This window comes from Sphingobium sp. FW305-3-2-15-F-TSA7, assembly GCF_058787155.1.
The window spans coordinates 66,991-86,528 of sequence record NZ_JBYSZM010000021.1 but is presented as its reverse complement, the minus strand read 5'-3'; the positions used below and the strand labels follow the sequence as shown (position 1 = coordinate 86,528).

Genomic DNA, 19,538 nt, shown 5'->3' with positions numbered 1-19,538 from the left:
AGCATCGCCATGGGGTCGCAATCTGCGAATCCAGCCGTTAGCAAAGGCATATTCCGGGAGAATTGATGCCGCACGCAACGCCGCTGATCGCCACTATCGTCGCGGGCCTCACGCTCGCTTTCATTTTCGGAGCGCTGGCTTTCCGCCTCCGAATCTCGCCGCTGGTCGGCTATCTGCTCGCTGGCGTGATCGTCGGCCCCTTCACGCCCGGCTATGTCGCCGATCAGGCGATCGCCAACGAACTGGCCGAACTCGGCGTCATCCTGCTGATGTTCGGGGTCGGGCTGCATTTCTCGGTTCGCGATCTGCTTTCGGTCAAGAATATCGCGATTCCCGGCGCCCTGGTGCAGATCGCGGTCGCGGTCCTGCTCGGCATGGGGCTGGCGCATCTGCTGGGCTGGAGCCTTGCCGCCGGCTTCGTCTTCGGCCTGGCCCTGTCGGTCGCCAGTACCGTCGTCCTGCTCCGCGCGCTGCAGGAACGCCGCATCCTCGACACCGAACGCGGCAAGATCGCGGTCGGCTGGCTGATCGTCGAGGATCTGGTCATGGTCCTGGCGCTTGTCCTGCTTCCGGCGATCGCCGGCGGCAGCAGCGGCGATCATTCGATCGGTACGACGCTCGCGATCACCGTCGGCAAGGTCATCGCCTTCGTCGCCTTCATGATGATCGTCGGCCGGCGCGTCATTCCCTGGGCGCTGCATCATGTGGCGCATACCGGCTCTCGCGAACTGTTCCGGCTCGCGGTGCTTGCGATCGGGCTCGGCGTCGCATTCGGGGCGGCGATGTTGTTCGGGGTCTCGTTCGCGCTCGGCGCATTCTTCGCGGGCATGATCCTGGCCGAATCGCCGCTGAGCCAGCGTGCTGCGGAGGAGACCCTGCCGCTGCGCGACGCATTTGCGGTCCTGTTCTTCGTGTCCGTGGGGATGCTGTTCAATCCCTATATCCTGATCACCGATCCGCTGCCGCTGATCGGCACGGTGGCGATCATCATCTTCGGCAAGTCGATCGCGGCCTATGCCATCGTCCGCGGCTTCGGCCGATCGGACAAGACCGCGCTGACCATTTCCGCGAGTTTGGCGCAGATCGGCGAATTCTCCTTCATTCTGGCGACGCTTGGATCGTCGTTGAAACTGATTCCGGCCGATGCGCGCGATCTGATCCTGGCCGGCGCGATCATTTCGATCCTGCTCAACCCCTTTCTGTTCGTCCTGATCGATAAGGTGATCGGCCGGGCAATGGGCGAGGGGGAGGCGGCGATCGGCGGGCAGCCCAAACCACCGATCGCGGGCCATGTCGTGCTGATCGGCTATGGCCGCGTCGGTCGGGCCGTTGGCGAGAGCCTGATCGAAGCCGGTGAGAAATTCACGGTGATCGAGGCGGAGGACGACGTCGTCGCACTTCCCGACGATGAAAAGGCGACGATATTGTTCGGCAATGCCGCCAATCCCGATATGCTCAAGCACGCGGAAATCGGCGATGCCCGGCTGTTGTTCGTCGCGATCCCGCAAAGCTTCGAAGCGGGGCAGATCGTCGCCCAGGCACGCAAGCTCAATCCCAAGATCCGCATCGTCGCGCGCGCGCATTCCGATGACGAGATCGCCCATCTCGAAAAGCTCGGCGCCGATCTGACGATCATGGGCGAGCGGGAGATTGCACGGAAAATGGTCGATCAGGCGTTGATCGGCCGCTGATCGACATCAACCCCCGCCGGGGCTGTGCCTTTCGGCAGGGGCGGGGCCGACCGGCAAGGCATCGGGGTGCGCGTGCCCGGTGTCCCATTCGATATGATAGAGATCGAAGCGCCGGTCGTTGAGATTACGGACCGTGCCCTCGGCTCGCGCCCAGGTCAGGTCGGCCAGATTGACGTCTGAGATCGTCAGCGTCTCGACATTCTCGGTCGCTTCCGCCGCGATCCCGTCGCGCGCGAAGGGAAAGTCACAAGGCGTCAATATGCAGCTCTGGGCATATTGGATGTCCATATTGTCGACGCCGGGCAGGTTGCCGACATTGCCCGACAGCACCATGAAGCACTGATTCTCGATCGCGCGCGCCTGGCTGCAATAGCGGACGCGCAGATAGCCCTGGCGGCTGTCGGTGCAGAAGGGGACGAAGATGATGCGTGCGCCCTGATCGACCAGTCGGCGGGCAAGCTCCGGGAATTCGCTGTCATAACAGATCAGCACGCCGATCGGACCGCAATCGGTCTGGATCGTGTCGATCGAATCGCCGCCCTTGATGTTCCACCAATAGCGTTCGTTGGGCGTGGGGTGGATCTTCTCCTGCGCATGGGTCGATCCGTCGCGCAACGCGACATAGGCGACGTTTTGGATGTCGCCGTCGTCGGCGCGCGTCGGGTGAGAGCCGCCGATGATGTTGATATTATATTCGAGTGCCATCCGGCTGAGTTCGGCGGTGATCCTGGGGGTATAGGCGGTCAGCGCGTCGATCGCCTCCATCGGGGAGAGTTTCCGGGTTTCGAAGCTCAGCAGCGGCAGCGTGAAGAGTTCGGGAAACACCACGAAATCCGAACGATATTCGGCCGCGACATCGACGAAATATTCGACGCTGCGTACGAATTCCTCGAAACTGGTCACGGCGCGCGCCTGGAACTGGACGGTCGCCAGCCGCACGCTCTCCACGCCGCGCGGTACGCGGAATTCCTTGGGCGCATCGGCTTCGACATAGGGGTTGCGCCACACCATATGCGCGGCATTGCCGCCGGATTTCTTGTCTTCCGGCAGATAATTCTTCAATATTCCAATATATTCATAGCCGTTCTTCAGCTGAAATCCGATGACGGGATCGGCGATCTTGCCCTCGATGACCTTGCGGACATAATCGTCGGGCCCATCCAGCCGGCGCTTGAGGCGCGAATAATTGGGCATCCGGCCGCCAAAGGCGATACCGGACAGGTCGAGCCGCTCGACCAGCTCCTTGCGTTCATCGTAGAGCCGCTGGCCGATGCGCAGGCCACGCTGTTTGGGATCGACGCACATCTCATAGCCGTAAAGCCAGTCTCCGGTCGGGTCGTGGCGTGATCCGAAGCCATTGCCGGTGATTTCGTCCCAGTCGTGCGATCCCAGTGCCAGCGCGCCGGGCACACGCATCGATGCGCAATAGCCCACGATCTTGCCGTCATAGACGGCGACGAACACGCCATCGCGGTAATTGTTGATCTGCCCACGCAGCACGCCCTGGGTGTAGCCGGGCAATTCGGGATAGGCGCGTGCGATCAGCCGCTGGATGCCCACGACGTCCGATGGCGCCGCGTTGCGGACTTCCAGACGGGTCTTTCCGGTGCGCGCCATGGAGGGGAAATGCCTTTCTGCGAGGAAACGGGTGTCATTATCATGCGGGGAACGCGCGAGAAGGCCAAGGGATCGCATCCGGAACAAAAAAAAGGCCCCGGCTTTCGCCGAGGCCCTTCTTGTTCGTTCGGCTGAAATTACTTCCAGTCGGCCATCGCTTTTTCGAGGTTCGCGCGGATCGCCTCGAAGAACTGCTCGGTCGTCATCCATGCCTGGTCGGGGCCGATCAGGATCGCGAGATCCTTGGTCATGCCGCCGTCCTCGACGGTCTTGATGCAGATCTCCTCGAGCGTCTCGGCGAAGCGCACGACATCGGGCGTGTCGTCGAACTTGCCGCGGAACTTGAGCCCGCCCGTCCAGGCGAAGATCGAGGCGATCGGATTGGTCGAGGTCGCCTTGCCCTGTTCGTGCATGCGATAGTGGCGCGTGACCGTGCCGTGTGCGGCTTCGGCTTCGATTGTCTTGCCGTCGGGGGTCATCAGCACCGAGGTCATCAGGCCGAGCGAGCCGAAACCCTGCGCAACCTGGTCCGACTGGACGTCGCCATCGTAATTCTTGCAGGCCCAGACGAAGCGGCCGCTCCATTTGAGCGCCGATGCGACCATGTCGTCGATCAGGCGATGCTCGTAGACGATGTTGGCGTCGCGGAACTTGTCCTTGAACTCGGCGTCGAAAATCTCCTGGAACAGATCCTTAAAACGGCCGTCATAGGCCTTGAGGATGGTGTTCTTGGTCGACAGGTACAGCGGCCATTTGCGGTCGAGCGCGTAGTTCATGCTGGCGCGCGCGAAATCGCGGATCGAATCGTCGAGATTGTACATGCCCATCGCGACGCCCGACGACGGGAAGTCGAACACTTCCTCCTCGATCTGCTGGCCGTCCTCGCCGGTCCACACCATCTTGAGCTTGCCCGGGCCGGGCACGCGGAAATCGGTGGCGCGATACTGGTCGCCGAACGCGTGGCGGCCGACGACGATCGGATCGGTCCAGCCCGGGATCAGCCGGGGCACGTTCTTGATGACGATCGGTTCGCGGAAGACGACGCCGCCCAGGATGTTGCGGATCGTGCCGTTGGGCGACTTCCACATCTTTTTCAGGCCGAATTCCTCGACGCGCGCCTCGTCGGGCGTGATCGTGGCGCATTTCACGCCGACGCCGTATTTCTGGATCGCCTTGGCGGCATCGACCGTGATCTGATCGTTGGTCTCGTCGCGCTTCTCGATACCCAGATCGTAATATTCCAGGTCGATATCGAGATAGGGAAGGATCAGGCGTTCCCGGATCCATTGCCAGATGATTCGGGTCATCTCGTCGCCGTCGATCTCGACGACAGGAGTTTTCACCTTGATCTTCGCCATGCGTTGCTCGCTTTCTTACCCAGGGAGTTTGCAAGCCCCCTATAGGCGCGGGCATCCGCAATCAACCGGCCCGGAGGACTGTTGCAGGCGATCTCGACGCAGAGCGGCGTTGTCACTCGTCCGATGCGCCCTTAAAGAGAGCGGATGAAGGAAATAATGCAGCCGGAAAACACGGCGATGGTCACCGGCGTCAAATGGCGTTGGCCCAGCATCCACCCCGAGGGTCGCAAGTACATACTGATCTCGGGTGCGATCACCGCTTTTCTCGCCTTCATGGCGTGGGAGACGCTTGCCTGGCCGATGGCGGCGATCACATTGTGGGTCGCGGCCTTTTTCCGCGATCCCGTCCGCTCGGTCCCGCGCGGCGAAGGGCTGATCATCGCGCCCGCCGACGGCATGGTGACGTTGATCCAGACCGTCTTGCCCCCGCGCGAAATGGCGGGCGAGGCGGGGCTGGGCGACGCGCCGATGACCCGCGTCTCGATTTTCATGAGTGTGTTCGACGTCCACATCAATCGCGCGCCGGTCGGCGGCACGATCAAGCAGGTCGTTTACATCTCCGGCAAGTTCCTCAACGCGGACCTCGACAAGGCGAGCGAGGACAATGAACGCCAGCATATCCTGGTCGAGGATCGCGACGGGATACGGATCGGCTTCACCCAGATCGCCGGGCTGGTCGCGCGCCGCATCGTGCCTTTCGTGAAGCCGGGCGACATCGTCGCCGCGGGGCAGCGAGTCGGGCTGATCCGCTTCGGCAGCCGCGTCGACGTCTATCTGCCTGCCGGAACCGCGCCGCGCGTGGCTTTGGGGCAGAGATGCGTGGCGGGTGAGACGATATTGGGCATCGTCGCCCGCGGTGACGCGCAGGACGCCATCCCGCAATGAGCGAGGAGCGCGCCCCGCCGCCGCGTCGGGGCATTCCGCTCCGTGCGCTCGCGCCCAACGCCGTCACGGCCCTGGCCTTGTGTTGCGGGCTCACCGGCATCCGATTCGGCATTGCCGGGGACTGGGAGAGGGCGGCGGCGGCAATCATCGTCGCCGGCATATTGGATGGCATCGACGGTCGCATCGCCCGGTTGCTCAAAGGCGAAAGCCGCTTTGGCGCGGAGCTTGATTCGCTGTCCGACGTGATCGCCTTCGGCGTCTCGCCCGCGATCATCATCTATCTCTGGTCGCTTCAATATCTTCCGCAATTCGGCTGGGTGCTCGCACTGGCCCATGCGGTGTGCTGCGCGTTGCGGCTCGCCCGGTTCAACGCCAATATCGATGCCACGGAACAGCCGCACAAATCGGCGGGTTTCCTCACCGGAGTGCCGGCACCGGCCGCGGCCGGACTGGCATTGCTGCCGCTTTTCATCTGGCTATGGCTGGGCGAACCGGCGGCGGTGGTCCGCGAACCCTGGGTCGTCGCGCCCTGGCTCGTCGTCGTCGCCTTTCTGATGATCTCGAACGTCGCGACCTTCAGCTGGTCTTCGCTGCGCCTGCGCCGCAACATCCGCCTGGAATTGATCGCGGTCGTCGGATTGCTCGGGGCGGCGCTGCTGTCCGCGCCCTGGGCCACCCTGTCGGTGGTCAGCATCCTCTATGTCGGACTGATCCCGTTCGGGGTCCGCAGCTATGCGCGGGTCAAGCGGCTGCGCGCCGGATCTGCTGCCGGCTAGGGACCGGATGATAGCTGCGGCGCGCGGGACGCATCCGCACGATCCGGCGCGACACGACATGCGCCCGTTCCGGGATGGGCTCGCCCGCGAGCGCTGCCAATATTGCGTCCCATCGGCCGACAAGCGTGAAAACAATGACGCCGAGACCCGTCATCAGCGCGGCGACGAACAGCAAACCCGATACGAAACCAGCCATTGCGATCCTCCTGAACCCTCGATCCGTGGATGCGGAAACGGGCCGGAACTGTTGCGAACGAACGCGATGATACGTTGTTCGGTTCCGATATCGGCACATATGTTCCCTATTTGTTCCATCGTCAAGGCTTGATTTTCTTTCGGCACGGCGTTAAGCGCCCCGCCCATCCCACATGGGAAGCGCACATACCGGTGCCGTGGCCAGTCCGCGGTTCTTGCTTCCCAGCGGATTAACCGGAAGGAGAAAGACCATGGCGGCACCTGTCGTCACCATTCAGCAATTGATCGAGGCCGGCGCGCATTTCGGCCACCAGACCCACCGCTGGAACCCCAAGATGAAGCCGTACATCTTCGGCGACCGCAACGGGGTGCACATCATCGACCTGTCGCAGACCGTGCCGCTGTTCGCGCGCGCGCTCGACTTCATCGATCAGACCGTCGCACGCGGCGGCAAGGTGCTGTTCGTCGGCACCAAGCGCCAGGCGCAGGAGCCGATCGCCGAGGCGGCTCGCCGCGCCGGTCAGCATTATGTCAACCATCGCTGGCTGGGCGGCATGCTCACCAACTGGAAGACGATCAGCATGTCGATCAAGCGCTTCAAGGCGCTTGAAGAGCAGCTGTCGGGCGATACGCACGGCCTGACCAAGAAGGAAGTGCTGCAGCTCACCCGCGAGCGCGACAAGTTCGAGCTGTCGCTCGGCGGTATCCGCGACATGGGCGGCATCCCCGACGTGATGTTCGTCATCGACGCCAACAAGGAAGAGCTGGCGATCAAGGAAGCCAACACGCTCGGTATTCCGGTCGTCGCGATCCTCGATTCGAACGTCTCGCCCGACGGCATCGCGTTCCCGGTTCCGGCGAATGACGACGCCAGCCGCGCGATCCGTCTCTATTGCGACTCCGTCGCTGCCGCCGCGACCAAGGGTGGTCAGGGCGTCCGTGGCCAGGATTTCGGCGCGTTCGTCGAGCCGCCGGTCGAGCCCGCATTGGCCGAGGCGCCCGTTGCCGCGACCGAGGACGAGCAGGTTCCGGCCGCAGCCGCTGCGGAAACCGAGGTTCAGAGCGACGCCTGAACGTCGCGGAACTGAAATACGGGCGGGGTAGGGCGCTTAACGGCGCCCGCTTCGCTTACACACATTTCTGAGAAGGAAGAGATCATGGCGGAAATCACTGCCGCACTCGTGAAGGAGCTGCGCGATCGCAGCGGCGCGGGCATGATGGATTGTAAAAAGGCGCTCGCCGAGACCAATGGCGACATCGAGGCCGCGATCGACTGGCTGCGCACCAAGGGGCTCGCCGCCGCCGCCAAGAAGGCCGGCCGCACCGCCGCCGAGGGTCTGGTCGGCGTCGCCGTCGCCGGCACCAAGGGTGCTGCAGTCGAGGTGAATTCCGAGACCGACTTCGTCGCCAAGAACGAGCAGTTCCAGGACTATGTCGGCACCGTCGCCAAGCTGGCGCTCGACGCCAATGGCGATGTCGAAGCGCTGGCCGCCACGCCCTTTGGCAATGGCGAGACCGTCGCCGAAAAGCTGACCAGCAATATCGCCACCATTGGCGAGAATCAGAATCTGCGCCGCACCCGCGCGATCTCGGTCGATCAGGGCGCCGTTGTTTCCTATGTCCATAACGCTGCGGCGCCGGGCATGGGCAAGATCGGCGTGCTCGTCGCGCTCGAGAGCGCTGCGCCGACCGACAAGCTCGAAGCACTGGGCAAGCAGCTTGCGATGCACATCGCCGCGGCTTTCCCGCTGGCATTGAACGAGGATGGCCTGGATCAGGCGATGGTCGAGCGCGAGCGCGCGATCGCTGCCGAAAAGGCCGCCGAGTCGGGCAAGCCCGCCGAGATCGTCGCAAAGATGGTCGAAGGCTCGATCGCCAAGTTCCGCAAGGAAAACGCGCTCGTCAGCCAGCTCTTCGTCATGGACAACAAGACGAAGATCTCGGACGTGGTCGCCGCGGCCGGCAAGGAAGCCGGCAGCGAGATCGTGCTCAAGGACTATGTCCGTTTCCAGCTCGGTGAAGGCATCGAGAAGGAAACGAGCGACTTCGCCGCCGAAGTCGCCGCGGCCGCAGGCGTCGCCTGAGCCCAGGTCTTTGATTATCGCATCGCTTTGTGCGGAAAACCGGTGCCCGCTTTTCCGCGCGATGCTCTAGCATATCCGCGCGTCATGTCCGCCAGATCGGAATGACGCGCGGTCGCAGCTTTTGCTGCACTGAAAATCCACGACCAGCCACCCTTGGCTTTGTGGCGCGGGCTGACTAATGTCCGCGCCACTTTCCTGTCCAGATCGGAAACCTTTGCGCTGATGACACGGCAACGCTTCAACCGCATCCTGCTCAAGCTCTCGGGCGAGGTGCTGATGGGGCAGGGTCAATTCGGTATCGACCCCGGCACCGTCGCGCGCGTCGCGGGCGAGATCAAGGCGGCCCGCGAGGCGGGTTTCGAACTCTGCATCGTTGTCGGCGGCGGCAACATCTTCCGCGGCCTCGCTGCCGCCGATGCGGGCTTCGAGCGCACCAGCGCCGATTATATGGGCATGCTCGCGACCGTGATGAACGCGCTTGCCGTCCAGAACGCGCTCGAACAGATCGGCGTCGATACGCGCGTCCAGTCGGCCATTCCGATGAGCACGGTCTGCGAGCCCTTCATCCGCAGACGCGCGGAGCGGCATCTGGAAAAGGGCCGGGTGGTGATCTTCGCCGCGGGAACCGGCAATCCCTATTTCACCACCGACAGTGCGGCGGCATTGCGCGCCGCCGAGATGAATTGCGACGCGCTGTTCAAGGGAACCTCGGTCGACGGCGTCTACGATGCCGACCCGAAAAAAGTGCCGACAGCAAAGCGTTATGAAACAGTCACTTTCCAAAAGGTCCTGTCGGACGATCTGAAAGTGATGGACGCCAGCGCCGTGGCGCTTTGCCGTGACAACAATATCCCGATCGTGGTCTTCAACATCCGTGACGAGGGCAATCTGTCCCGCGTCCTCGCGGGTGAAGGCACTGCCACGATCGTTCAGAACGAGAAAGGATGACCGATGCCCGCCTATGACAAGGCCGATCTCGAGCGCCGCATGCACGGCGCCGTCGAATCGCTGAAGCACGACCTGGGCGGTTTGCGGACCGGCCGGGCCTCCACCTCGCTGCTCGATCCGGTCAATGTAGAGGTCTATGGCGCGCATATGCCGATCAACCAGGTCGCGACCGTTTCGGTGCCCGAGCCGCGCATGATCTCGGTCCAGGTGTGGGACAAGAGCAATGTCGGCCCGGTCGACAAGGCGATTCGCTCCGCGGGGCTCGGCCTCAATCCGATCGTCGACGGCCAGACGCTGCGCCTGCCCATTCCCGATCTGACCGAGGAACGCCGCAAGGAACTGGCGAAGCTCGCGGGCCAATATGCGGAGAAGGCCAGGATCGCCGCGCGCAACGTGCGCCGTGACGGCATGGACAGCCTGAAGACCGACGAGAAGAAGCACGAGATCAGCGAAGACGAGCGCAAGCGCCTCGAAACCGAGGTGCAGAAGCTGACCGACAGCACCATCGCCGACATCGACGCCGCAGCCCAGGGCAAGGAAAAGGAAATCCTCGGCCAGTGAACCGGGCCGCCGCCAAAGCCGATACGAGTCCGGCGGCCGGGGCGGGTGGTGCTCCGCGCCATGTCGCCATCATCATGGATGGCAATGGACGCTGGGCGAAGAAGCGCCTGTTGCCGCGCGTGGCCGGTCATAAACAGGGTGTGGAGGCCGCGCGGCGCACCGTTCGCGCCGCCGGCGAACTCGGCATCGAGGTGCTGACGCTCTACGCCTTTTCGTCGGAGAACTGGCGCCGTCCGGCCACCGAGATCGGCGACCTGATGGGCCTGCTGCGCCGTTTCATCGTCGACGATATCGATGAACTGGCTGAGGCCGGCGTGCGGCTGCGCGTGATCGGCGATTATCGGGCGCTGGCGCCCGATATCGTCGCACTGATCGAATCGGCGATGGTGCGGACGGCGGAGAATACGCGCACGACGCTCGTCATCGCGCTCAACTATGGCGCGCAGGATGAAATGGTTCGCGCGATCCGCGGTCTTGCCGCCGATGCGGCGGCTGGGCGAATCGATCCGGCCGCGATCGAGGGAGCCGATGTCGAGGCGCGGCTGGATACCAGCGATCTTCCGCCTCTCGACCTGCTCATCCGCACCTCGGGCGAGAAGCGCCTCTCGAATTTCCTGCTGTGGCAGGCGGCCTATGCCGAATTGATGTTCGTCGATACGCTCTGGCCCGATTTCAACCGTGAGGCGCTTGCCGCGGCGGTCGGCCAGTTCGGTCAGCGCGAGCGGCGTTTCGGAGGATTATGACTCCGCCTGAACCGGGCAAGGCGTCCGATCTCCCCAGACGGGCAGCCGTCGGGATCGTGCTTATCGCGGTCGCGGTCGCCGCGCTCGTCGCAGGCGGCACGATATTCTGGATTCTGATCAGCGTCGCATCGTTGCTGATGCTGTCCGAATGGGCCGATCTGGCAAATGCCGGGCCGACGCACAAACGGATCGCGATGTTCTCGGCCTCGGTGCCGCTGGCCATCATTTCGCCTCTGGCGGCCGGGCCGGGCTTTTTCGCGCTCGGCCTGATCGCTGCAGCCACCTTCTTCACCGGGATCGTCACGCGCGGTACCCAGCTTACGGCCGGAGTGATCTATGTCGCCCTTCCGGCAATGGCGTTGCTCTTCATCCGCGGCCAGGACAATGGCGCGATCCTCGCATTCTGGACGCTTGCGATCGTCTGGGCGACCGATATCGGCGCTTATTTCGCGGGGCGGGCGATCGGCGGCCCCAAACTGATGCCTGCGGTCAGCCCGAGCAAGACCTGGGCTGGTCTGGGCGGCGGGATGGTCGCGGCACTGCTCACCGGCCTCGCTTTTGCACAATGGGGCGGGCTGCCGCTGGGGCTGGCGCTTTCGAGCCTCGTGCTCGCCATCGTCGCGCAGGGCGGCGACCTGTTCGAAAGCGCGCTCAAGCGTCGCGCCGGCGTCAAGGACAGCGGCACGCTGCTGCCCGGTCATGGCGGCGTGCTCGACCGGCTCGACGGACTGGTGCCGGTGGCGCCGATGGTCGCCCTGCTGATCCTGGCCGACGGCATATGGTGAGAAGCATCTCCATATTGGGCGCGACCGGATCGGTCGGCAGCTCGACGCTCGACCTGATCGAGCGCAACCCCGATCGTTTCCGTGTCGAAGCCCTCACGGCGAATTGCGATGTCGAACGGCTGGCCGCGGCGGCGAAGCGCACGCGCGCCACGCTTGCGGTGGTCGCCGACGAAAGCTGTCATGATGCGTTGCGCGACGCCTTGTCGGGCTCAGGGATCGAAACCGCGGCGGGCGCTGCCGCGGTGGCCGAAGCCGCCAGCCGCCCGGCAGACATCACCATGGCGGCGATCGTCGGCTGCGCGGGCTTACCCCCCGTCATGGAGGCGGTGCGCCGCGGTGGCACAATCGCGCTCGCCAACAAGGAAGCGCTGGTCTCGGCCGGTGCCTTGATGACCGATGCGGTGCGCCGTCACGGTGCGACGTTGCTGCCCGTCGACTCGGAGCATAACGCTATCTTCCAGTGTCTGGAGGGAAGCGCTCTCGACACCGTCCGCCGGATCATCCTGACGGCGAGCGGCGGTCCCTTCCGTGAATGGAGCCGGGCCGAGATGGCGTCGGTTTCGCCCGAACGCGCGGTGCAGCACCCCAATTGGTCGATGGGCGCCAAGATCTCGATCGATTCGGCGACGATGATGAACAAGGGGCTCGAACTGGTCGAGGCGCATCATCTGTTCCCCGTGGGGCCGGAGCGGATCGAGATCATCGTCCATCCTCAGTCGGTGATCCATTCGATGGTCGATTATGTCGACGGGTCGGTGCTGGCCCAGCTCGGCACGCCCGACATGCGCACGCCGATCGCGCATGCGCTGGCCTGGCCCGATCGGATGGCGACACCCTGTGCGCGGCTCGATTTCGCGGCGCTGGGTCGTCTCGATTTCGAGGCGCCGGACACGACACGCTTCCCGGCGCTCGCCGTCGCGCGCGAGGCGCTGGAAAGCGGGCCGGCGCGCCCGGCGATCCTGAATGCCGCGAATGAAGTCGCGGTACGTGCCTTTCTCGATCGACGGATCGGGTTTCTCGATATCGTGGCGGTTGTCGTGGATACGCTGGGGCGCTATGACCCGGTGAACCCCGCGACACTCGAAGACGTGTTCGCGATCGACCGCGAAGCGCGCATCCTGGCCGAAGAGGGCCTCAAGACACATTGCCTGTGACTGAAAACCCCGGAATCCTGCTCACGATCCTGGCCTTTCTGCTGGTCATCGGGCCGCTCGTCTTTGTCCACGAGCTCGGCCATTATTTCGTTGCCCGCTGGTTCGGCGTGAAGATCGAGACGTTTTCGATCGGCTTCGGCCGGGAGATCAGGGGCTGGACCGACAAGCGCGGCACGCGCTGGAAGCTCGCCTGGCTGCCACTGGGCGGCTATGTCCGCTTCGCCGGCGACATGAATGCGTCCAGCCAGCCCGATCCGAACTGGCTGGCATTGCCGGAAGCGGAACGGAGCTCCACGTTTCAGGCCAAGCCGGTTTGGCAGCGTGCGCTGATCGTCGCGGCAGGCCCCGTTACCAATTTTCTCGTCGCCATCATGATCCTGAGTGCACTTGCACTGGTCCATGGCGACGATCGAACTCAGCCGATTGCTGGCGGGATCGAGGCCGGAAGCGCCGCTGCGAAGGCCGGTTTCCGATCCGGTGACCGGTTCGTGTCGATCGGCGGTCGCGAAATGGACAGTTTTGGCGACATCGTACGCATGGTGAAGCCACGGCCAAATGAGATGCTCACATTCGAGATCGTCCGCGACGGCCGACCGCTGCGTCTGGTTGCGGCACCCGGTGTTGAAATTCAGCGCGACCGTTTCGGCAACGTCTATCGCACCGGACTGCTCGGGATAGCGCCACCGCCTCGCGTGACGGTGGAGGTGAGTCTGATCGAGGCGCCGGGCGTTGCGGTTCGCCAGACCGGCGAGATCGTGCGCATGATGGTCGACGGGATCGGCCAGATCATCACCGGGCGCCGCTCGGTGAAGGAATTGGGTGGTCCGCTGAAGATCGCGCAAGCCTCTGGGGAAATGGCATCTATCGGGCCGGAAACCTTCATCTGGTTCGTCGCGCTGATCTCGATTAATCTGGGATTCATCAACCTGTTGCCAGTTCCCATGCTGGATGGCGGACATTTGCTCTTCTACGCGATCGAAGCGGTGCGGCGGAAACCTGTCGGTGCGGCGGCCCAGGAATGGGCGTTCCGCTCCGGGATGCTGGCATTGCTCGCGTTGATGATGTTCGTCACTTTCAACGATTTGTCGTCTTTCGGTGTCTGGGAAAGTCTGTCGCGCTTGATCGGTTGACGGTGATCGGGCAGGGCAGTGCGCTGCTAGTGGATCGTATCGGTCAAAGGCTTCGCTTTTGGTCGAGGTCCGATCCACTAAACCATGGTTGAGCCGCCAGCGGGGCGGTGGTTTTTTTCAGGGTAGGATGGGCGTGAAGGCGAAAAACAGCATCGGCTTCGGCAGACGAAACATGGCAGTGCTGCTTGTTGGCACCATGCTCGCTGGCCAGGCGTTTCCCGCCCTAGCGCAGACTGCGCCGGCGGCTCCGGCTCAAACACCAGCACCAGCACCAGCGCCGACCGCGCCGAGTTCCGGCACGATTCGCGCGGTGAACGTGGTGGGCTCGCAGCGACTGGAGCCGGATACGGTGCGGTCGTACACTGCGTTGCGCCCGGGCGGCACCTATACGCGCGAAAGCGTCGACCAGGCGCTGAAGGACCTGTTCGCGACCGAATTGTTCGCCGACGTCCAGATCCGCGACGACAATGGCACGCTGACCATCGAAGTCCGCGAGAATCCGGTGATCAACCGCATCATCCTGGAGGGCAACAAGCGGATCAAGGAAGACAAGATCCGCCCCGAGATCCGTCTCGCGCCGCGCCAGATCTTCACCCGGTCCAAAGCGCGCGCCGATGTCGCGCGCATCATCGAGCTCTATCGCCGCCAGGGCCGCTTCGCCGCGACCGTCGAGCCCAAGATGGTCCAGCTCGACCAGAACCGCGTCGACATTGTCTTCGAGGTGGTCGAGGGGCCGCGCTCCAAGGTCCGTCAGATCAACATCCTCGGCAACGAGAAATTCTCCGACGGCGATCTGCGCTCGCAGATGGCGACCAAGCAGTCACGCCTGTTCCGTATCTTCAGTTCGCGCGACAGCTATGATCCCGATCGGCTGGCCTATGACCAGCAGAAGCTGCGTCAATTCTACCTGACCGAAGGCTATGCCGATTTCCGCGTGATCTCGGCGGTCGCCGAACTGACCCCCGACAAGCGCGACTTCATCATCACCTATGTCGTCGAGGAAGGCGATCGCTACAAATTCGGCGATGTCGCCGTCGAGAGCGAATTGCGCGATTTCGACACCAGCACCGTCAATCGCCTGGTCACGATCAAGAAGGGCGACTGGTACAACGCCAAGCGCGTCGAGGACACGGTCGACGGCATAACCGAGACCGCCGGCCTGTTCGGCTATGCCTTTGCCGATGTGAGCCCCAATTTCCGCCGCAGCGGCGAAGACAAGACGATGTCGCTGACCTTCCGCATCGCCAACGCCCCGCGCGTCTATGTCGAGCGCGTCGAGATCAACGGCAACACCCAGACCCAGGACAAGGTGATCCGCCGCGAGATGCGCCTGGCGGAGGGCGATGCGTTCAACAGCTTCCAGGTCAAGCGCTCGCAGGACCGGATCAACTCGCTCGGCTTCTTCCAGGAGAATCTGGAGATCGAGCAGAAGCCGGGTTCCGGCCCCGACAAGATCATCCTGGAAACCAACGTCCAGGAGAAATCGACCGGTGAGCTCCAGCTCTCCGCGGGCTTCTCCAGCCTTGAGCGCTTCATCGTCAATGCGTCGATCACGCAGCGCAACTTCCGCGGCAAGGGGCAGTTGCTGCGCACGAGCGTCAATTATTCGAGCTATTCCAAGTCGGTCGAAATGGGCTTTACCGAGCCCTATCTGTTCGATCGCAACATCGCGCTGGGCGGCGATATCTTCCGGCGCGACTATAACTCGTTCAACTATCTCGGCAGCGAGCGCAACACGACCTATCAGCAGGTCTCGACCGGCTTCTCGATCCGTGCGGGCGTGCCGCTCACCGAATTCTGGCAGGCACAGGTCCGCTATTCGCTGGTCCATGACGATGTCACGCTCAACAAGAACACCTTCTTCAACAACGGCGTCTGCGAGCCGCTGCTTGCCGGCCGTTATCTGTGCGATGCGATCGGCACGCGCCTGACCAGTTCGGTCGGCTATACGCTGGCGTTCGACAACACCAACAACCGGCTGCGCCCGTCGGCCGGCAACCGGCTGAGCATCAGCCAGGATTTCGCGGGCCTGGGCGGCGACGTGAAATATCTCCGGACTGTGGCCAATGCCTCCAAATATTGGAAGGTCCTGGGTAATTTCGTCTTCTCGCTGAGCTTCGAGGGTGGTCATATCATCCCGCTTGAGAATCAGCGGATCGACAGTGCCGGCAACCCGATCGAGAAGGTCCGCCTCACCGACCGCTTCTTCCTGGGCGAACCGCAGATCCGTGGCTTCGACATTCGCGGCGTCGGCCCGCGTGTACAGCGCCTCCAATATGATTCCACGACGGGACAGCTCAACGCCGCGAAGAACTCGATCGTCGACGACGCGCTCGGTGGCAGGACCTATTATATGGGTCGGGCCGAACTCGAGATTCCTCTGGGATCTGGCGCGCGCGAAATGGGCCTGCGTCCATCCATCTTCCTCGATGTCGGTTCGGTTTTCGGCGTTCGTAAGCCGAAGCTGACGACGCTTGCCGACTTCCCGGTTGGGACCGACGGCAAACCGACCTCGCTCGTCATTCCCATTCTCAACTCAAGCGGTGGTCAGCAGTGCGTCGACGCTACCAGCAGTGCGCTTACGCCAAAGCCCTCGGGTGGTTGTCCGACTGGCACTTCGCTTTACGGCAACACCATCGCTCCCTTCGAGGAACAATTCCTGGGTAATTCGCCCAAGCCACGCGTTTCTGTCGGCTTTGGCGTGAACTGGAACTCGCCCTTCGGCCCGTTCCGTATCGACGTCGCGCGCGCACTCATCAAGGAGCGCGGCGACGACACCAAATTGTTTACTTTCAACGTAGGAACCCAATTCTGATGATCAAATATTCCAAGAAGGCGCTGCTCGCAGCCTGCGGTCTGGCCTTTGCTACGCCCGCGCTTGCCCAGAAGGCGCCGCCCGCCGTCGTGGTAATCATCAACAACGAGCGCGTGTTCAGCGAATGCAATGCGTGCAAGACCGCGAACACGCAGCTGCAGCAGCAGCTCCAGACGCTCCAGACGCGCGCGCAGCAGCTTGGCCAGCCGCTTCAGACCGAAGCCGACGCCATTCGCACCGCCGCCGGCGGCAAGGAGCCCGACGCCGCACTGAAGGCGCGGATCACGGCGCTGCAGACCAAGCAGACCGCCGCGCAGCAGGAGCTCGGCAACAGCGAGCAGACCATCCAGCGCAACCGCGCCTATGTCGTGCAGCAGATCAGCACCGCGCTCAATCCGATCATCCAGAAAGTGATGACCGCACGTGGCGCGAACCTGGCGCTCGACGTGCAGGCGACGCTGGCGATCGGGCCTGGTGTTGACGTCACCACCGACGTGCTGACGCAGCTCAATGCCGCGCTGCCGACGATCAACGTCACCGCACCGCCGCCGCCCGCGCAGCCTCAGCCCCAGCCGGGTCGTTGATCCAGGCTCGATGAGCGAGGACGCAACGCAAAAGCCTGCCATCGGCCCGCTGGATGTCCGGCGGGTCATGGCGGCGCTGCCGCATCGTTATCCGTTGTTGCTGGTCGACCGCGTCGAGGAGATCATCCCCGACCGGTCGATCCGCGCGATCAAGGCGGTGACGATCAACGAGCAGTTCTTCCAGGGCCATTTCCCCGGCCGCCCGATCATGCCCGGCGTACTGATCGTCGAGGCGATGGCGCAAGCCGCGGGCGTGCTCGCGGTGGAGTCGCTCGATCTCGCCGGCTCGGGCAAGCTCGTCTATTTCATGACGATCGACGAAGTGAAGTTCCGCACGCCCGTCGAACCCGGCATCCTGCTGACGCTCGAAGTCGAGTTCGTCCAGAGGCGTTCGGCGGTGTGCAAATTCGCAGGACGTGCGTTGATCGGCGACAAGCTGGCGGCACAGGCCAATTTCACTGCGATGATCGCGGATCCGCCGGCTGACGCCTGATACACCGCGGCCCAATTCACGCTTTGGTTGAAATATCGGCGATTCTGCCCTAAGGGCGCGCCTTCGCATCCCCCGGCTGGTCGGTAACCAGCCAATTTCGGAGCATAGACGTGAAGAAGAATATCCACCCCGACTATCACATGATCAATGTGCAGATGACTGACGGCACGGTGTTCCAGACCCGCACCACGTGGGGCAAGGAAGGCGACACGATGCAGCTCGACATCGATCCGCTGGCTCACCCGGCCTGGACGGGCGGCCGCGGCCAGATGCTCGACACCGGCGGTCAGGTGGCGCGCTTCAACAAGCGCTTCGGTGGCCTCTCGCTCGCCAAGAAGTGATCGGGATGCGCGGCCAGCTGATTTCGGCCGCGCTCCGTATCTCATGCGCGCTCGCGCTCGTTGCCCCTGCGGCAGCGGGCGCGCAGTCGCGTGCGCCGGCGGATCGCACCATCGCCGCGCTGCGCGCAATGCCTGCCTGGAAACAGGCATTGGCGACGCTCGATCGCGATCATGATCGTTTCGTCGAAGAGTTGGTCGAACTCACCCAGATTCCGGCGCCGCCCTTCGGCGAGGCCAGGCGCGGTGCCGCGATGCGCGAGAAATTCGCGGCGCTGGGCCTGACCGATATCGAAACCGACACGGTCGGCAACGTCATTGCGGTGCGGCGGGGCACCGGTCCTGCCGGCGGCAAGGTCGTGGTGATCTCCGCGCATCTCGATACCGTCTTCCCCGAAGGCACCGATGTGACGGTGAAGCGCGATGGCACCAGGCTCTCCGCGCCTGGGATCGGCGACGATACGCGCGGGCTCGCTGCACTGCTGGCCTATGTGCGCGCGCTCGATGCCGCGAAGGTGAAGACCCGTCACGACATCGTCTTCCTGGCGTCGGTGGGCGAGGAGGGGCAGGGCGATTTGCGCGGCGTCCGCCACTTCTTCACGCAGGGGTCCTATAAAGGGCGCGCTTCCGCCTTTTTCTCGATCGACGGCATCAATCCTGCCCGCGTCGTCAACGCGGCAGTGGGGTCCAAGCGTTATCGTGTGACGTTCAAGGGCCCCGGCGGTCACAGCTTCGGCGCCTTTGGTCTGGTCAATCCGATGGCCGCGATGGCGAAGGCGGTGACCGAGCTGTACGAGATTGTGCCGCCGACCACGCCCAAGACCACTTATGCCGCTGCGGTCACGGGTGGAGGCACGTCGGTCAATTCGATTCCCGACTCGGTGTTCATGGAGTTCGACATGCGCTCCGAAAGCGCCGCCGAGCTCGATGCGTTGGAGAAGAGGCTGCTCGCGATCATCGACAAGGCGGTGGCAGGTGAGAATGCGGCGCGCTCGACGCGCGAAGGGCCTGTGCACGCCGACAAGAAGCAGATCGGCGATCGCCCGGCCGGCAGCACGCCAGCCGACACCCCGATCGTGACGCTGACGGCCGCCGCAATCCGGTCGCAAGGCTACACTCCGGAGTTCAACGCATCCTCGACCGACGCCAATATGCCGATCAGCCTCGGTATTCCTGCGATCACCATCGGCTCGGGTGGTAAGGGCGGCCGTGCGCACGCCCCGGACGAATATGTCGATGTCGAGAAGGGCGAGAGCGTCAAAGGCCTCGCCGTGGGACTGCTCGCGCTGATGGCGGTTGCCGAGGCGCAGCGCTGAACCTGATCTGCCCGTCGCTCCGGCTCTGACCGGAGCGAGATCACGCTACACTGCTCCCCAACTGA

At 63.7% G+C, this 19,538-nt stretch carries 19 protein-coding genes; 16 read left to right on the top strand and 3 right to left on the bottom strand.

The window, feature by feature from the left end:
* Window positions 1-65: 65 nt before the first annotated feature.
* Entirely contained in the window at window positions 66-1,691 is a 1,626-nt protein-coding gene (gene ybaL / locus AC3WN8_RS17245; protein ID WP_492670696.1) for a YbaL family putative K(+) efflux transporter, read from the top strand.
* Window positions 1,692-1,697: 6 nt separating this feature from the next.
* Here ybaL and AC3WN8_RS17240 read toward each other — a convergent pair whose 3' ends face one another.
* Both AC3WN8_RS17240 and AC3WN8_RS17235 read right to left on the bottom strand, forming a co-directional pair.
* Window positions 1,698-3,308, bottom strand: a complete 1,611-nt coding sequence (locus tag AC3WN8_RS17240) for a GNAT family N-acetyltransferase (protein WP_492670695.1) — start codon at window positions 3,306-3,308, stop codon at window positions 1,698-1,700.
* A 137-nt stretch (window positions 3,309-3,445) separates the two neighbouring features.
* Window positions 3,446-4,666 (bottom strand): NADP-dependent isocitrate dehydrogenase, encoded by a 1,221-nt coding sequence (locus AC3WN8_RS17235; protein ID WP_492670694.1) that lies wholly within the window; start codon window positions 4,664-4,666, stop codon window positions 3,446-3,448.
* A gap of 144 nt (window positions 4,667-4,810) precedes the next feature.
* Between AC3WN8_RS17235 and AC3WN8_RS17230 the strand changes: the two genes are divergently transcribed.
* Entirely contained in the window at window positions 4,811-5,551 is a 741-nt protein-coding gene (locus AC3WN8_RS17230; RefSeq protein WP_492670693.1) for a phosphatidylserine decarboxylase, read from the top strand.
* The gene (locus AC3WN8_RS17225; RefSeq protein WP_492670692.1) at window positions 5,548-6,327 is read left to right on the top strand and encodes a CDP-alcohol phosphatidyltransferase family protein; all 780 of its coding nucleotides are present in this window, start codon (window positions 5,548-5,550) and stop codon (window positions 6,325-6,327) included. Before AC3WN8_RS17230 ends, AC3WN8_RS17225 begins: the two co-directional genes overlap by 4 nt.
* On the opposite strand, the gene AC3WN8_RS17220 is transcribed toward AC3WN8_RS17225, so the two are convergent.
* A complete protein-coding gene (locus AC3WN8_RS17220; protein WP_492670691.1) occupies window positions 6,293-6,523 on the bottom strand; it encodes a hypothetical protein in 231 nt (76 codons plus the stop codon). The two genes, AC3WN8_RS17225 and AC3WN8_RS17220, sit on opposite strands and share 35 nt — an antisense overlap.
* Before the next feature lie 250 nt (window positions 6,524-6,773).
* Here AC3WN8_RS17220 and rpsB point away from each other — a divergent pair, with 250 nt between their 5' ends.
* The 13 genes from rpsB (at window position 6,774) to AC3WN8_RS17155 (ending at window position 19,473) form a co-directional block, all read left to right on the top strand.
* On the top strand, window positions 6,774-7,595 hold the full coding sequence (gene rpsB / locus AC3WN8_RS17215) for a 30S ribosomal protein S2 (protein ID WP_492670690.1): 822 nt from the start codon (window positions 6,774-6,776) through the stop codon (window positions 7,593-7,595).
* Between the two features lie 84 nt (window positions 7,596-7,679).
* Window positions 7,680-8,606, top strand: coding sequence for a translation elongation factor Ts (gene tsf / locus AC3WN8_RS17210; protein WP_492670689.1), 927 nt, complete (start codon window positions 7,680-7,682; stop codon window positions 8,604-8,606).
* A gap of 222 nt (window positions 8,607-8,828) precedes the next feature.
* A complete protein-coding gene (pyrH, locus tag AC3WN8_RS17205) occupies window positions 8,829-9,554 on the top strand; it encodes a UMP kinase (protein WP_492670688.1) in 726 nt (241 codons plus the stop codon).
* A 3-nt stretch (window positions 9,555-9,557) separates the two neighbouring features.
* Window positions 9,558-10,115 carry a ribosome recycling factor gene (frr, locus tag AC3WN8_RS17200; RefSeq protein ID WP_492670687.1) on the top strand — a complete coding sequence of 186 codons (558 nt, stop codon included), beginning with the start codon at window positions 9,558-9,560 and terminating at the stop codon, window positions 10,113-10,115.
* Complete coding sequence (locus AC3WN8_RS17195; protein ID WP_492670686.1) at window positions 10,112-10,858, top strand: isoprenyl transferase; 747 nt, start codon at window positions 10,112-10,114, stop codon at window positions 10,856-10,858. The genes frr and AC3WN8_RS17195 overlap by 4 nt, the downstream gene beginning before the upstream one ends.
* On the top strand, window positions 10,855-11,643 hold the full coding sequence (locus tag AC3WN8_RS17190) for a phosphatidate cytidylyltransferase (RefSeq protein ID WP_492670685.1): 789 nt from the start codon (window positions 10,855-10,857) through the stop codon (window positions 11,641-11,643). The genes AC3WN8_RS17195 and AC3WN8_RS17190 overlap by 4 nt, the downstream gene beginning before the upstream one ends.
* Window positions 11,637-12,797, top strand: a complete 1,161-nt coding sequence (locus AC3WN8_RS17185; RefSeq protein WP_492670684.1) for a 1-deoxy-D-xylulose-5-phosphate reductoisomerase — start codon at window positions 11,637-11,639, stop codon at window positions 12,795-12,797. Before AC3WN8_RS17190 ends, AC3WN8_RS17185 begins: the two co-directional genes overlap by 7 nt.
* Window positions 12,794-13,927, top strand: a complete 1,134-nt coding sequence (gene rseP / locus AC3WN8_RS17180) for an RIP metalloprotease RseP (RefSeq protein ID WP_492670683.1) — start codon at window positions 12,794-12,796, stop codon at window positions 13,925-13,927. Before AC3WN8_RS17185 ends, rseP begins: the two co-directional genes overlap by 4 nt.
* A 127-nt stretch (window positions 13,928-14,054) precedes the next feature.
* Window positions 14,055-16,742 carry an outer membrane protein assembly factor BamA gene (gene bamA, locus AC3WN8_RS17175; RefSeq protein WP_492670682.1) on the top strand — a complete coding sequence of 896 codons (2,688 nt, stop codon included), beginning with the start codon at window positions 14,055-14,057 and terminating at the stop codon, window positions 16,740-16,742.
* Entirely contained in the window at window positions 16,742-17,326 is a 585-nt protein-coding gene (locus tag AC3WN8_RS17170; RefSeq protein ID WP_492670681.1) for an OmpH/Skp family outer membrane protein, read from the top strand. Before bamA ends, AC3WN8_RS17170 begins: the two co-directional genes overlap by 1 nt.
* Window positions 17,327-17,336: 10 nt before the next feature.
* Window positions 17,337-17,819: a 3-hydroxyacyl-ACP dehydratase FabZ gene (fabZ, locus tag AC3WN8_RS17165; RefSeq protein ID WP_492670680.1), complete on the top strand. Its 483-nt coding sequence runs from the start codon at window positions 17,337-17,339 to the stop codon at window positions 17,817-17,819.
* Between the two features lie 110 nt (window positions 17,820-17,929).
* Window positions 17,930-18,160, top strand: a complete 231-nt coding sequence (gene rpmE, locus AC3WN8_RS17160; protein ID WP_492670679.1) for a 50S ribosomal protein L31 — start codon at window positions 17,930-17,932, stop codon at window positions 18,158-18,160.
* Window positions 18,161-18,165: 5 nt separating this feature from the next.
* The gene (locus AC3WN8_RS17155; RefSeq protein ID WP_492670678.1) at window positions 18,166-19,473 is read left to right on the top strand and encodes a M20/M25/M40 family metallo-hydrolase; all 1,308 of its coding nucleotides are present in this window, start codon (window positions 18,166-18,168) and stop codon (window positions 19,471-19,473) included.
* Window positions 19,474-19,538: the final 65 nt, after the last annotated feature.

Coding starts and splice junctions, on each gene's coding strand:
- ybaL (WP_492670696.1), top strand. CDS start 66: ATGCCGCACGCAACGCCGCTGATCGCCACTATCGTCGCGGGCCTCACG.
- AC3WN8_RS17240 (WP_492670695.1), bottom strand. CDS start 3,308: ATGGCGCGCACCGGAAAGACCCGTCTGGAAGTCCGCAACGCGGCGCCA.
- AC3WN8_RS17235 (WP_492670694.1), bottom strand. CDS start 4,666: ATGGCGAAGATCAAGGTGAAAACTCCTGTCGTCGAGATCGACGGCGAC.
- AC3WN8_RS17230 (WP_492670693.1), top strand. CDS start 4,811: ATGAAGGAAATAATGCAGCCGGAAAACACGGCGATGGTCACCGGCGTC.
- AC3WN8_RS17225 (WP_492670692.1), top strand. CDS start 5,548: ATGAGCGAGGAGCGCGCCCCGCCGCCGCGTCGGGGCATTCCGCTCCGT.
- AC3WN8_RS17220 (WP_492670691.1), bottom strand. CDS start 6,523: ATGGCTGGTTTCGTATCGGGTTTGCTGTTCGTCGCCGCGCTGATGACG.
- rpsB (WP_492670690.1), top strand. CDS start 6,774: ATGGCGGCACCTGTCGTCACCATTCAGCAATTGATCGAGGCCGGCGCG.
- tsf (WP_492670689.1), top strand. CDS start 7,680: ATGGCGGAAATCACTGCCGCACTCGTGAAGGAGCTGCGCGATCGCAGC.
- pyrH (WP_492670688.1), top strand. CDS start 8,829: ATGACACGGCAACGCTTCAACCGCATCCTGCTCAAGCTCTCGGGCGAG.
- frr (WP_492670687.1), top strand. CDS start 9,558: ATGCCCGCCTATGACAAGGCCGATCTCGAGCGCCGCATGCACGGCGCC.
- AC3WN8_RS17190 (WP_492670685.1), top strand. CDS start 10,855: ATGACTCCGCCTGAACCGGGCAAGGCGTCCGATCTCCCCAGACGGGCA.
- AC3WN8_RS17185 (WP_492670684.1), top strand. CDS start 11,637: ATGGTGAGAAGCATCTCCATATTGGGCGCGACCGGATCGGTCGGCAGC.
- bamA (WP_492670682.1), top strand. CDS start 14,055: ATGGGCGTGAAGGCGAAAAACAGCATCGGCTTCGGCAGACGAAACATG.
- AC3WN8_RS17170 (WP_492670681.1), top strand. CDS start 16,742: ATGATCAAATATTCCAAGAAGGCGCTGCTCGCAGCCTGCGGTCTGGCC.
- fabZ (WP_492670680.1), top strand. CDS start 17,337: ATGAGCGAGGACGCAACGCAAAAGCCTGCCATCGGCCCGCTGGATGTC.
- AC3WN8_RS17155 (WP_492670678.1), top strand. CDS start 18,166: ATGCGCGGCCAGCTGATTTCGGCCGCGCTCCGTATCTCATGCGCGCTC.